At 40.4% G+C, this 13,726-nt stretch carries 10 protein-coding genes; all 10 read left to right on the top strand.

Annotated elements, in window-relative coordinates:
• Positions 1 to 2,100: a DNA mismatch repair endonuclease MutL gene (mutL, locus tag C7E02_RS01560; protein ID WP_105308610.1), complete on the top strand. Its 2,100-nt coding sequence runs from the start codon at positions 1 to 3 to the stop codon at positions 2,098 to 2,100.
• Between the two features lie 34 nt (positions 2,101 to 2,134).
• Positions 2,135 to 3,094, top strand: coding sequence for a tRNA (adenosine(37)-N6)-dimethylallyltransferase MiaA (gene miaA / locus C7E02_RS01555; protein ID WP_105308609.1), 960 nt, complete (start codon positions 2,135 to 2,137; stop codon positions 3,092 to 3,094).
• On the top strand, positions 3,088 to 4,374 hold the full coding sequence (locus C7E02_RS01550) for a methionine gamma-lyase family protein (protein WP_022278496.1): 1,287 nt from the start codon (positions 3,088 to 3,090) through the stop codon (positions 4,372 to 4,374). Before miaA ends, C7E02_RS01550 begins: the two co-directional genes overlap by 7 nt.
• 22 nt (positions 4,375 to 4,396) lie before the next feature.
• The gene (locus C7E02_RS01545; protein ID WP_022278495.1) at positions 4,397 to 5,635 is read left to right on the top strand and encodes an NAD(P)/FAD-dependent oxidoreductase; all 1,239 of its coding nucleotides are present in this window, start codon (positions 4,397 to 4,399) and stop codon (positions 5,633 to 5,635) included.
• A gap of 222 nt (positions 5,636 to 5,857) precedes the next feature.
• Positions 5,858 to 7,456, top strand: a complete 1,599-nt coding sequence (locus C7E02_RS01540) for a response regulator (RefSeq protein WP_105308608.1) — start codon at positions 5,858 to 5,860, stop codon at positions 7,454 to 7,456.
• Positions 7,453 to 9,231, top strand: coding sequence for a sensor histidine kinase (locus C7E02_RS01535; protein ID WP_105308607.1), 1,779 nt, complete (start codon positions 7,453 to 7,455; stop codon positions 9,229 to 9,231). The genes C7E02_RS01540 and C7E02_RS01535 overlap by 4 nt, the downstream gene beginning before the upstream one ends.
• Positions 9,228 to 10,523 (top strand): ABC transporter substrate-binding protein, encoded by a 1,296-nt coding sequence (locus C7E02_RS01530; RefSeq protein ID WP_105308606.1) that lies wholly within the window; start codon positions 9,228 to 9,230, stop codon positions 10,521 to 10,523. The genes C7E02_RS01535 and C7E02_RS01530 overlap by 4 nt, the downstream gene beginning before the upstream one ends.
• A 122-nt stretch (positions 10,524 to 10,645) precedes the next feature.
• Entirely contained in the window at positions 10,646 to 11,944 is a 1,299-nt protein-coding gene (locus C7E02_RS01525; protein WP_105308605.1) for an ABC transporter substrate-binding protein, read from the top strand.
• 86 nt (positions 11,945 to 12,030) lie between these two features.
• Positions 12,031 to 12,873, top strand: coding sequence for a carbohydrate ABC transporter permease (locus C7E02_RS01520; RefSeq protein ID WP_105308604.1), 843 nt, complete (start codon positions 12,031 to 12,033; stop codon positions 12,871 to 12,873).
• Complete coding sequence (locus C7E02_RS01515) at positions 12,874 to 13,713, top strand: carbohydrate ABC transporter permease (protein WP_005336400.1); 840 nt, start codon at positions 12,874 to 12,876, stop codon at positions 13,711 to 13,713.
• The last annotated feature ends 13 nt before the right edge of the window (positions 13,714 to 13,726 follow it).

Below are 13,726 nucleotides of genomic sequence, written 5' to 3'. Positions count from 1 at the left end.
ATGAGTAAGATACAGGTATTAGACCAGATTACAATTGATAAAATTGCCGCCGGGGAAGTCATAGAACGTCCGGCATCCGTAGTCAAAGAGCTTGCTGAGAATGCAATTGATGCCGGTGCGACTGCTGTAACTGTCGAGATCAAGGAAGGTGGCATTACATTTATGCGAATCGCTGACAACGGAATCGGAATTGATAAAGAAGATGTCCGTGCTGCATTTTTACGCCATTCTACAAGTAAGATCCGAAGTGCAGAGGATCTTGCACACATTTCATCTCTTGGTTTCCGTGGTGAAGCACTTTCCAGTATTGCAGCGGTCTCACAGGTAGAGCTTCTGACCAAGACAAAGGAAGCAGAATTTGGCGTGCGATATAAGATTGCCGGTGGAAAGGAAGAATCACTTGAAGATGCCGGTGCCCCGGATGGCACGACATTCTTGATCCGACAGCTTTTCTACAACATACCTGCCAGAAGAAAGTTTTTAAAAACTGCTATGACAGAGGCAAGTCACGTCGGAGACCTGGTTACAAGACTGGCGTTGTCTCATCCGGAAGTTTCCTTTCGTTTTATCAACAACGGTCAGGTTAAACTTCATACTTCCGGCAATGGAAATTTGAAGGATGTCATCTATCATATATACGGACGGGAGATTGCATCGAATCTGATTGAAGTAGATTTTGAAAGAAAAGGAATCCACATTACCGGATATCTTGGAAAGCCCTTGATTTCCCGCGGCAACCGTAATTTTGAAAATTATTTCGTAGATGGAAGATACATTAAGAGCAGTATCATCTCCAAGGCAATTGAAGACGGATATAAAGATTTTACTATGCAGCACAAATACCCATTTGTCGTACTTTACCTGGACGTAGACACAGAACATGTAGATGTTAATGTGCATCCGACCAAAATGGATGTCCGTTTTAATAATCAGCAGGAGATTTATAATACCCTGTTTGCGGCTGTCGATGACGGACTACATGAACGGGAGCTGATTCCCGAAGTGACATTGGATGATATAAAAATTCCAGAAGAACCGAAAGAGTCGAAGAAGGATCTGCCGAAAAAAAGTGAGGCAGAACATACCGAAAAGCTGCGAACTTCTTTGCAGTCACCACAAAATGAAGATGAAAAGCTGCAATACTTTATGAATGAGATGAAGAAGAGAGTATATTCTTACCATGAAGCGCTGCACGAAAACAAGCAAGAAACAACACATGCTTCATCCTATACAGACTCCTGTAAACCGCAGAAAAATGTATCAGTGCAGGACTCCTATAAACCACAGAAAAATATACCAGCTCCTGACTCCTGTAAGCCACAGAAAAATGTGCAGGCACAAAGCTCATATGAACCACAACAAAATATGCAGGCACAAAGCTCATATGAACCACAACAAAATATGCAGGCACAAGGCTCTCAGATTGCAGAGATGCCAAATTATACTGCAAGACAAGTTCCTGCGGGAAAACCACAGCAGCTCAATTTCTTTGAAGAAAAACTTCTGGAGCCACAGGCAAAAGCTGAACATAAGATTATCGGCCAGGTCTTTGATACTTACTGGCTGGTAGAATTTCATGATAACTTATATATTATCGACCAGCATGCAGCTCATGAGAGAGTTCTGTATGAACAGACATTGAAGGGCATGAAGACACGGGAGTTTACTTCTCAGCTTATTAGTCCGCCAATCGTACTGAATCTGTCTATGCAGGAGGCAGAACTTCTCAGGCTTTATATGGATCAGTTCACGCGGATTGGTTTTGAGATAGAAGAATTCGGACAGGATTCCTATGCAGTCCGCGCTGTACCGGACAATCTGTTCAGTATTGCAAAAAAAGAACTGCTCATGGAGATGATTGACAGTCTGTCTGATGAAATCAACCGAAATGCGCCATCTAATCTGATTGACGAAAAGATTGCATCTATGTCCTGTAAGGCAGCTGTCAAAGGAAATATGCGATTGAGCGCTGCAGAAGTAGACACATTGATCACGGAACTTCTGTCACTGGACAATCCTTATCACTGTCCACATGGGAGACCCACCATTATCGCCATGTCAAGGCGCGAACTGGAAAAGAAATTCAAACGTATTGTTTAATATCGAATATGAAAAATGTAAGGGATGATATATCATGCAAAAACAACCTTTAATCATTCTCACCGGACCTACTGCAGTCGGTAAAACAAAGGCTTCCATTGGTCTTGCAAAAGCAATCGGTGGTGAGATTATTTCTGCAGATTCCATGCAGGTCTACAAATATATGGATATTGGTTCCGCAAAAATCCGTCCGGAAGAAATGCAGCATGTTCCACATTACTTAGTAGATGAACTGGAACCAGACGATGAATTTCATGTTGTCCGTTTTCAACAGATGGCAAAAGAAGCTATGAAAAAGATCTATGCTGCCGGGCATATTCCAATCGTAGTAGGCGGAACCGGATTTTATATTCAGGCACTACTTTATGATATTGATTTTACAGATAATGATAATGACACCTCGCTCCGCGCAGAATTAGAAACATTTGCAGAAGGACATGGCGCAGAGGCACTTCATGAAAAACTTCGCGAAGTGGACCCAAAATCGGCAGATACTATCCATGCAAATAATATAAAGCGGGTCATTCGGGCATTGGAATTTTATCAGAAAACCGGAATGAAAATTTCTGAACACAATGAAACAGAGCGGCAAAAAGAGTCGCCCTATCAATTTGTATATTTTATCTTAAATGATGACCGCAAGAACCTGTACCGCCGTATAGATCTGCGAGTCGACCAGATGATAGAAGAGGGGCTTGTCGCGGAAGTTAAGGCTTTAAAAGCGCGTGGCTATGACCGCAGCATGGTTTCTATGCAGGGACTTGGATATAAAGAAATTCTGGACTATCTGGATGGAGCATGCACATTAGAAGATGCCATTTACAAAATCAAACGAGACACAAGACATTTTGCAAAACGTCAGATTACATGGTTCAAGCGTGAGAAGCATGTGACATGGATTAATAAAAAAGATTACAATTATGATGAAGATAAGATTCTGGAAGTGATGCTCGAATCTATTAAAAAAGATATTTTGGAGGAACAATCATGTTAAATATAGAAGATATGTATCTGGAAATGGGAATCCGCAGAGAGGTTTACGATTTCGGAAGCCAGATTGAAGGAACTTTAAAAGAACGTTTTGATGCCATCGACAAAGTGGCAGAGTACAATCAGTTGAAAGTCGTGCATGCAATGCAGAAATGTAAAGTCAATGCCGGCTGTTTCAAATACGCCAGCGGATACGGTTATGACGACCCGGGACGTGACACACTGGAAGAAGTGTACGCAGAGATTTTTCATACAGAAAGTGCTCTTGTAAGACCGCAGATCACATGCGGAACTCATGCACTGGCACTGGCACTGGCTGCAAATCTGCGCCCGGGCGATGAGCTTCTATCTCCAGTCGGAAAACCTTATGACACATTGGAAGAAGTCATTGGAATCCGCCCATCGAATGGTTCTCTTGCGGAGTACGGAATTTCCTATCGCCAGGTAGATCTTCTGGAAGGCGGTGCATTTGACTATGACAATATCAAAAAAGCAATCAACGAAAAGACAAAGCTTGTAACAATCCAGCGTTCCAAAGGATATCAGACAAGACCAAGCTTTTCCGTCTCACAGATTGGAGAACTGATTGCATTTGTAAAGAGTATCAAACCAGACGTTATCTGTATGGTCGATAACTGTTACGGTGAATTTGTAGAGACGATTGAGCCAAGTGATGTGGGTGCAGATATGGTCGTTGGTTCCCTGATCAAGAACCCGGGCGGTGGACTTGCGCCAATTGGCGGATATATCGCAGGACGAAAAGATCTGATTGATAATTGTGGATACCGCCTGACTTCTCCAGGACTTGGAAAGGAAGTTGGTGCATCTCTCGGTGTCATGCAGTCCTTCTTCCAGGGACTTTTCCTGGCACCGACCGTGACAGCAGGTGCTTTAAAAGGAGCCATCTTTGCAGCAAACATCTATGAAAAATTAGGTTACAGTGTCATTCCAAATGGTACGGAGAGCCGCCACGATATTATTCAGGCAGTAGAACTTGGAACACCGGAAGGTGTCATCGCATTCTGTAAGGGAATCCAGGCTGCTGCCCCGGTTGATTCCTATGTCACACCAGAACCATGGCCGATGCCAGGATATGACAGTGATGTTATTATGGCAGCCGGAGCATTTGTTCAGGGATCCTCTATCGAGCTGAGTGCCGATGGACCGATCAAAGAGCCATATGCAGTGTATTTCCAGGGCGGACTTACATGGCAGCATGCAAAGCTTGGAATATTAATGTCTTTAGAGTATCTGGTAAGAGAATACCTTGTAACAGAGTTATAATATAAAGTTAAGGAGTACAGATATGAGAACACTTGCAATTATCGGAGGCGGTGCTTCCGGTATGTTGGCGGGCATCACCGCCCTTGAGACAAATCCAGACATTCAGGTCATTATCTTTGATCAGAAGGATATTCTTGGAAAGAAAATTTTGTCTACTGGAAATGGGCGCTGTAATCTGACAAATAAAAACATGTCTTTGGATTATTTCCGAAGTGATGAGCCGCAATTGATTTCTTCTGTTCTAAAAGCCTTTGGATATTCGGATACCATTCGTTTTTTCGAAAATCTGGGACTTCTGATGAAATCCAGAAATGGATACATTTATCCAAGATGTGATCAGGCATCTGTCGTCCGTTCTGTTCTGGATAATCGTTTAAAAGAGCTGGGCGCAGACATCAGACGTGAGAACGCAGTGACATCCATATGCCGAACAAAAAAAGGATTCCAGATTGAGACCGGCAGCGAAAAAATTCAAGCTGACCGCATCATTTTATCAACCGGCGGAAAGGCTTCTTCAAAACTCGGCTCTGATGGCAGCGGTTATACCCTTGTCAAATCACTGGGGCATTCTGTTGTGCCGGTTGTTCCGGCACTGGTGCAGTTAAAAGTAAAGGATTTTGCCTTTCAAAAAGCTTCAGGAGTCAGGACAGATGCAAAAGTAACAGCCTTGATCCATGGGCGTATGGCTGCCTCAGATACCGGTGAACTTCAGATTACCAATTATGGCATATCCGGAATTCCTGTATTCCAAGTCAGCCGCTATATTTCCAGGGCTTTATATGAAAAGCAAAATGCGCAGGTTATGATTGACTTTCTGCCGGAATTAGAGGAAGCTTCACTTAGAGAACTATTTAGCAAAAAGCTTCAGCACCTGAGCGAGAACCAAAAGGCAAAACCGGAAGACCTTCTGACCGGAATTCTTCACACAAAACTAATTCCGGAGATACTCCGAATCTCAGGCATCCGTTTTTCTGCGAAACTAAATATGATCAAAGGAGCAGAACTTACAAGACTGTGTAAGGTCATAAAGTCTTGCAGGTTAAACATTTCTGATACCAACGGGTTTGACAATGCTCAAGTTAGCGCAGGCGGTGTCAGCTTAAAAGAAGTAGATATGGAGACGATGCAGTCCTGTATTACAAAAGATCTCTATCTTGCCGGAGAACTTCTTGACGTTGATGGAATTTGTGGCGGTTATAATCTACAGTGGGCATGGGCTACCGGTTATCTGGCAGGAAAACATGCAGCATCTGATCTATAACAATTGCTTTAAGATGCATAAATAAAACATGTTATATAAAAAGTATTTTTTGAAGTATAATTTTTTATATAACATGTATTTTTTTTGATAAACTTTTCTGTATTTAAAGTCTAAAATGAAATGGTAATATGTTATGATTGTCTTAATGTATCTGTCGGATAGATTCAACCTGATGCACAATCAGATAAATTCGGCCGATTCATAAAAAAGTGAGGAAAAAGAATGGAATTACTAAAACTGGTAATTGTGGACGATGAACCAATTTTATTACAGGGACTTTTAGATACCTATGACTGGGAGAGCATGGGATTTGAGGTTGTCGGATCTGCCAAAAGTGGAGTTCAGGCACTGGAAGTCATCAGGCGTGAACAGCCACATGTCGTTCTAACCGATATTCGAATGAAGCAAATGACAGGACTTATGGTTATGGAAGAAATTCAAAAAGAACAGATCTCATGTCTTTTTGTAGTACTTAGCGCATACCGTGATTTTGAATATGCAAAACATGCCTGTGATCTTGGCGCCTACGCATATCTTTTAAAACCAATTGATGATGAACAGTTTCGCTCCACAATGACCGGAGCCTATAACACATGTATCAAACAGCTACGCAGTGAAGAAAAATACGAAAGCTGGGAACAACTCCTTTTAAAAGACGGTGACAGTTTTCTGCAGGTCGTAATACAAAAATATGTTCAGAATCTGATCCCGGAGGAAAAGATTACAGAAGTATTCTCTGTACTTCATGATTTGCCGGATAATCATGATTTTTTTATCACAGTGTGCGCCGATATTGATTTAATTTATAAAATTACAAATTCTTTAGATTATGAAGCATCCAGATATGCAGTAATTCAGGAAATAGAAGCACATGTTTTTGAACATTTTTCGTGCTGGAAATTTGAAGGGGAAGACGGCAATTATGTTTTCATTATAAAGACTCAGCAAAAAAATGCAGTAAGGCAGATCAAAACTTTATTGGAACAGGCAAAGAATGAAGAAAAATGTCCGGTCATCGCTTCTATTTCCAAGCCATATAAAGGGATATCCGGAATCAGGAAAAGCTATGAAGAAGCACAAAAATTATTTGGAATTGCCAGTGCTTCCGGTGCCAGTGCGTTTACAATTCCAGAAGATTTAGAAGAACAGGAAGACGATTCGAAGCAGTTCTCTGAAGACAGGGAAATCCGGATTATGAACAGCATACGGAAAAATGATTTTGTGGAACTAAAAGAAACATTTATTGATTTTATTTACCATCTTCCAAAAGAAGAAGCACGTCAATGCCAGTACCTTCATAAAGTTATGCTCCGAGTACAGTTCATGCTTCAAGATACTTATGGTATGAACGAGGATATGAAAAATCAATTTGCAAATTATTATTCTAACCTGAATCATCTGCCGGCTGTAAAAGCAGTAGATGTCTGCTACAAAATTTTATGCCGTGCAATAGAACTGCGTCAGGAAGAAGCCGGGAAAAATGAAACGAGTTATTTTAAAGAATATATGGCAGAAGCTGTCGCTTATATCGAAGAACATCTTCAAGAGGAAGACTTGTCAATCATTGCAACAGCAGCTCATGTATATTTAAACCCGGTTTACTTTGGACGTATCTTTAAAAGCACCTTCCATATGACTTTTAAACAGTACCTGGTCAAAAAACGTATGGACAAAGCAAAAAGAATGCTGGAAGAAGGAAATACCAGTGTCCGAACAATCTGTGAAGAAGTTGGTATCAGCAATCCTTCTTATTTTTCACAATTATTCAAGCAATATACCGGAAAACTGCCAAGTGAGTATAAAAAGGAATACGAAGTATGAAGCAAAAACATTTAAGTTCAGGTATCCAGAAAAAATATTTAAAATCTACGCTTATATTACTTCTTCTTGCACTTTTATTATCTATGATCGGAGTATGGAGTTATATGCACCATACTTTAAAAAATAATATTATAGAAAAATACGAGTTTGCAGACGAGAAGATGGGAATTTTACTGGATAATCTTTATACGAAATCGAAAGAAGTGACTGCAGAAGCTATTCTTAATGAAACGATCCAAAAAAGTCTGAACGCAGAAGAACTGACTGATAATGAAAAGAATGCCGTTGGCAAATATTTCTCATATCTGGATCTGGATTCTATTCAAGATTATTGTTATATGGATAATAAAGGAAACGTATATACCAGATCCTATGGTTATGTAGATGCTTTTGACATTAAAAACACTGTGTTTCAGAAGAAGCTTGGTACAGAGTACGCAAAAACAGTCTGGTTCATTGCAAAAGATACACTCTTTAACGGAAAAGAAGATTCCTTGTTCATCACCCGATATGTTCATTCTCTGGACTATCCAAGTGAACCGGGAATTATTATTCTGAAAATGAATCCTTCCTTTTTGAATCATATCGTAACGATGGATTCCGAAAAGGCAGATTCTTCCATTCTAACCGGAATAATGGATCAGAATGGAAATATTTATGCTCTGAATCAGAAAAACACTGTCTTGCCGGACAATGTGACGAAAACTTTGATAAGCGCATGTAAAAAATCCTCTGATACGGGAATTATTCTCAATGGAGAGGCTGTAACGGGTGGTTATCTGTCTGCTTACTATCAAAAGGACTGTTCGTTTTCCATCTTTACGTATGTGCCAAATGAAGTTGTTACAAGTCAGACCACCCAGATTTTAATTGTATTGGTTCTGATTTACCTGATTATTGTGGTATTAGCCCTATTACTCAGTATCTTGTTCTCTAATCGGTTCACCAGACCGATCCAGGAAATCACCACATATATGACTGGATTTGACGGTGGAGATTATACACATATGCCGGCACTTCACACAAACACGGAATTAGATCAGATTGGACATTCTTACAATGAAATGCTTGGCAATATTGAACAACTTGTCAACGAAATTAAATTACAGGAAAAAGAACTGCGCACCAGTGAATTAAATATGCTGATCAGTCAGATCAACCCACATTTTCTGTATAATACACTGGATACCATCTATATGCTTGCGCGTATGAACAAAGAGGAAACGACCATGCGTATGATTCAGGCTCTTTCAAAGTACCTGCGCCTCTGCCTCAGTAAAGGAAGTGATATTGTATCCGTAGAAGATGAGCTGGAAAATGTGAAAAGCTACATGGAAATCCAGCAGATCCGAAACGCAGATCTGTTTGAATATGAAATTGACTGTCAGGTCAATGCAAAAGAAAATAAAATCCTGAAGCTGATTCTTCAGCCATTAGTAGAAAATGCAGTAAAATATGGATTCAGTGAAATCTATGAAGGGGGCTATATACGGATACGGATTACAGAAGAAAAGGATGTTCTGGTGCTATCTGTCTATAATACCGGCATGCCAATGAATAAAGATATAGTAGAAAAGATCAACGGACTTACGCATTTACCTATTTCTCAGATCAAAGAGGCATTTCCTGACAAAAAACATGGATACGGTGTATTTAATATACTGACTAGACTGCGGTTAAAATACGGTGATAAGATTACATATTACTACGAAACAACCGATGCAAGTACAACCTGTACGATAAAAGTGCCAAAAGGAGGTGAGCAGGAATCATGAAAAAGCAACATATCAAAAACACAATCCGAAGTATGTTTATACTTCTACTTATGATCTGCCTGCTGACCGGCTGTAAAACATCTGAAAAAAAACTGGCAGAAGAATCCAAAGAACCAGTAAAAATATCCATTATTCTGACCGTGGATCCATCTACCGGAACGAAAAATGAGCAGAAAGTAGTAGAAGCATTTAATAAAAAATACAAAGGAACCTATGAACTGGATGTTGACTGGATCGTAGAGACAGAAGATGACTATCGTCAAAACCTGAAACGATTGAATGCAACCGATGAACTTCCGGATATTCTTACAGATCTTCGAATGCTTCCTTCTTTTTATCAGAAAATGATTGTAGAAAACCGAATTGTGGATCTGACTCCATATATTGATGCAGACGAAGAGTGGTCTTCCATGATCGAACCTGTTGTACAGGAAGGCTGCACTTACGCAGACGGAAATATTTATCTTGCACCAATTTCAACTGCGGCTTTTTCCTGCTGCGGCATATTCTGGAATCAGGAATTGTTTAACAAAGCCGGCATTGATTCCTTTCCAACAACATGGGATGAGTTCTGGGCGTGTTGTGACAAACTTACAAACGCAGGTATCACGCCACTGGCACTACATACAGATGGAACGGGATGGGCACCTATGTTACTGGCAAGTGCAGCAGTCGCTTCTTCATCGGAAGAAGGTGCTGAATTTATGAGTCTGATCTATCCGGACACCTACCAGAATGCTTCCGGGCTGGAATTGGCAAATACTTTAAAGCGACTGTTTTCCTATACAACATCGAATGCTCTGTATAATGATTTTGACACGTCATACAATAACTTTTTTACCGGGAAAGCAGCTATGGTTCCAAATGGATATTGGATGATCGACCAGATCCCTGACGGATGGGAACAGTGTGTTCGTTTTTCTTCTTTCCCTGGAAATACACTGGTTTCTTCTCCGGAAACATTTGGCTGGGCACTGACGTCTGGATGCAGTGAAGAAGTAAAAGAAGGAGCACTTGCATTTTTTAAATTCCGGACAGAATTTAATCTTCTGGAAAAAGAAACGATGTTTTCAATGGAGGAAAAATATATAAGCCAGGTGGAACGCGACTACCTGAAGGCATTTTCGAATTCCCCGACATTTGTTCCGAATTACCAGGTCAAATGGAATTCCGTTTTCCAGGAAAATACTCTCTCCAAATACCTGCCTCAGCTTGCGGAAGGACGTATTTCCCCGGAAGATTTTCTAAATTATGCAGATGACAGCATACGACAATTTGAAGAAGAACAATAACGGAAAGTTTAATTTTTTATATTAGAGGTTTTTTTATTGATACAGTTTTACGCAAATTTCCTGCTAAAATATGAGTAAATCAAGAGAACAAAAAAGATTCTCAGAAAGGCGAGGGAACAATTATGAAAATGCGTAAAGTTGTATCAATTTTACTTGTTGCAGCAATGACTATCGGAATGGTAACTGGCTGCAGCAGCTCATCGGACAAAAAAACTGCAAAGTCCGATGCAAAAGGAAAAGTGTATTACCTGAACTTCAAGCCTGAAGCTGATGAGCAGTGGCAGGAGCTTGCAGAGCAATACACAGATGAAACAGGAGTTCCGGTAACTGTACTCACTGCTGCATCCGGTGAATATGAAAAAACATTAAAATCCGAGATGGCAAAGACAGATGCTCCTACATTATTCCAGGTAAATGGTCCTGTAGGACTTGCAAGCTGGAAAGATTATTGCTATGACCTGAAAGATTCTGATATAGCAAAAGAGCTGACAGATGATGACTTTACTCTGATGGACGGAGATAAGATGGCAGGTATTGCTTACGTTGTTGAGAGTTACGGTATCATTTACAACAAAGAGCTTCTTAAAAAAGCAGGTTACTCCGCATCAGATATCACAAACTTTGACAGCTTCAAGAAAGTTGTGGAAGACATTACAGCAAATAAAGACAAACTTGGATTCTCTGCATTTACATCAGCAGGTATGGACGGTTCTTCTGACTGGAGATTTAAAACTCACCTGGCAAACCTTCCAATCTACTATGAGTATAAAGAAGACGGTATTGATAATACAGATGCAATCAAAGGTACATACCTTGACAACTATCGTCAGATCTGGGATCTGTACATCAACAACGCAACTTGCGATCCAACTGCTCTTTCTACAAAGACAGCTGATGATGCAACTGCAGATTTCGTAACAGAAGAGGCTGTATTCTATCAGAACGGTACATGGGAATACAACAACATCAAAGATATTGGTGATGATAATCTTGGAATTCTTCCTATCTACATTGGTGTAGACGGAGAGGAGAATCAGGGAATCTGTACTGGTACAGAGAACTACTGGTGTGTAAACTCCAAAGCTTCAGAAGATGACATTCAGGCTACTTTAGACTTCATGAACTGGTGTGTAACATCTGATGCAGGCGTTAATGGTCTTTGCAAAGAAATGGGATTCACGATTCCATTCAAAGCAAATCTTGATTCTGATAACGTACTTGTAAATGAAGCAAACAAATATCTGGAAGATGGCAAAACTCCTGTTTCATGGAACTTCTCAACAATGCCTTCTGAGGAGTGGAAGAATGGTGTTGGTTCTGCATTAACTGCATATGCAGCAGATCAGACAGATGCGAACTGGGCAAAAGTTGTAAGTGCTTTTGTAGACGGCTGGGCAACTGAAGCAGCAGCTTCCAAATAAGAAATATCAAATATGAATCGTAATATGTTCATGCGGCGGGCAGGGTCAATTCTCCCGCCGCTTTTAAGGAAAGGGGGGCGCCTTTTATGCAAAAGGCTGTAAAACGCTATATGCCCATATTCGTACTTCCTACATTCTGTGCGTTTATCTTGGGCTTTATCATTCCTTTTATCATGGGAATCTGGCTTTCATTCTGTAAATTCACAACGGTAACAGATGCGAAATTCATCGGATTTTCCAACTACAAAAAGGCTTTTGAAGACACGGTATTCCGTCATTCTTTCTGGTACACTGCATTGTTTGCAGTTGCATCTTTAATTATTGTTAATGCCGTTGCTTTCGCTCTGGCAAGTGCACTTACCAAGAATATGCGTGGTACTAATATTTTCCGTACTATTTTCTTTATGCCGAACCTGATTGGTGGAATTGTTCTTGGTTATATCTGGCAGTTAATTTTTAATGGTATTCTTGAAAAATATGGAACTGCACTTGCATTAAACGAATGGTACGGATTCTGGGGACTGATCATTCTTGTAAGCTGGCAGCAGATTGGTTATATGATGATCATCTATATTGCAGGTCTACAATCTATTCCGGGGGATGTTATGGAAGCGGCACAGATCGATGGTGCCGGAAAATGGACAAAATTATTCAAAGTCACGATTCCAATGATGATGCCATCCATTACCATTTGTATGTTCTTATCACTGACAAACGGATTTAAATTATTTGACCAGAACTTATCACTGACAGCCGGTGAACCTTCCAAGATGTCTGAGATGATGGCACTGAACATCTTTAACACGTTTTACGGACGTACTGGATGGGAAGGTGTCGGACAGGCAAAAGCCGTCCTGTTCTTTGTTCTTGTCGTTGCAATTAGTATGATTCAGTTACATATGACTCGTTCCAAGGAGGTGCAGCAATAAATGAAAAAGGAAAGAAGTGCTCTTAGCGCAGCCGGAACCGGTATATTTACAATCTTAGGAATTGTCTATATACTGCCTATTTTAATCGTACTTATGAATTCTTTTAAAAAGAAGGTTTATATTAATAAACAGCCATTCCAGCTTCCGGATGGAAAAACGATGGCCGGACTTGAAAACTACATGACTGCAATTGATAAATATAATCTTCTAAGTGCAGTTGGCTGGACAGTATTTATTACTGTTGGATCTGTTCTTGTAATTCTTGTATGTACTTCTATGTGTGCATGGTACATTACAAGAGTCAAATCTAAATTTACAAAAATGCTTTACCTTTTATGCGTATTTTCAATGGTCGTACCTTTCCAGATGGTTATGTTCACCCTGTCACTGGTTGCTGACCGTACCGGACTTCGTACTCCTTGGGGTATCATTATTATTTATCTGGGCTTTGGTGCAGGTCTTGCAGTATTTATGTTCTGTGGATTTGTCAAATCAATTCCAGTCGAGATAGAGGAAGCAGCAATGATAGACGGCTGCACACCGATCCGTACATTTTTCAGTGTAGTACTTCCGATCATGAAACCGACCTACATCTCTGTTGGTATTCTTGAGACAATGTGGATCTGGAATGACTTCCTACTTCCTTATCTGGTACTGGATCTGAACAAATATAAGACAATTTCTATCGCAATCCAGTATATGAAGGGAAGCTACGGCCGTGTTGATATGGGTGCTGTTATGGCTGCTTTGATTCTTGCAGTTATCCCTGTCATCATCTTTTATCTGTCCTGTCAGAAACATATTATCAAGGGTGTGGCAGCAGGAGCCGTTAAAGGGTAGGTACATACCTGAA

The sequence above is a fragment of the Dorea sp. Marseille-P4042 genome (assembly GCF_900290215.1).
Taxonomy (GTDB): domain Bacteria; phylum Bacillota; class Clostridia; order Lachnospirales; family Lachnospiraceae; genus Dorea; species Dorea formicigenerans.
Note: the sequence above shows the minus strand (reverse complement) of the source record. Positions and strands in the feature narration are given on the sequence as shown.

Excerpts from the sequence above, each read along its gene's own strand:
- C7E02_RS01530 (WP_105308606.1), top strand. The coding sequence starts at position 9,228 with ATGAAAAAGCAACATATCAAAAACACAATCCGAAGTATGTTTATACTT.
- C7E02_RS01515 (WP_005336400.1), top strand. The coding sequence starts at position 12,874 with ATGAAAAAGGAAAGAAGTGCTCTTAGCGCAGCCGGAACCGGTATATTT.
- miaA (WP_105308609.1), top strand. The coding sequence starts at position 2,135 with ATGCAAAAACAACCTTTAATCATTCTCACCGGACCTACTGCAGTCGGT.
- C7E02_RS01550 (WP_022278496.1), top strand. The coding sequence starts at position 3,088 with ATGTTAAATATAGAAGATATGTATCTGGAAATGGGAATCCGCAGAGAG.
- mutL (WP_105308610.1), top strand. The coding sequence starts at position 1 with ATGAGTAAGATACAGGTATTAGACCAGATTACAATTGATAAAATTGCC.
- C7E02_RS01520 (WP_105308604.1), top strand. The coding sequence starts at position 12,031 with ATGCAAAAGGCTGTAAAACGCTATATGCCCATATTCGTACTTCCTACA.
- C7E02_RS01545 (WP_022278495.1), top strand. The coding sequence starts at position 4,397 with ATGAGAACACTTGCAATTATCGGAGGCGGTGCTTCCGGTATGTTGGCG.
- C7E02_RS01525 (WP_105308605.1), top strand. The coding sequence starts at position 10,646 with ATGAAAATGCGTAAAGTTGTATCAATTTTACTTGTTGCAGCAATGACT.
- C7E02_RS01540 (WP_105308608.1), top strand. The coding sequence starts at position 5,858 with ATGGAATTACTAAAACTGGTAATTGTGGACGATGAACCAATTTTATTA.
- C7E02_RS01535 (WP_105308607.1), top strand. The coding sequence starts at position 7,453 with ATGAAGCAAAAACATTTAAGTTCAGGTATCCAGAAAAAATATTTAAAA.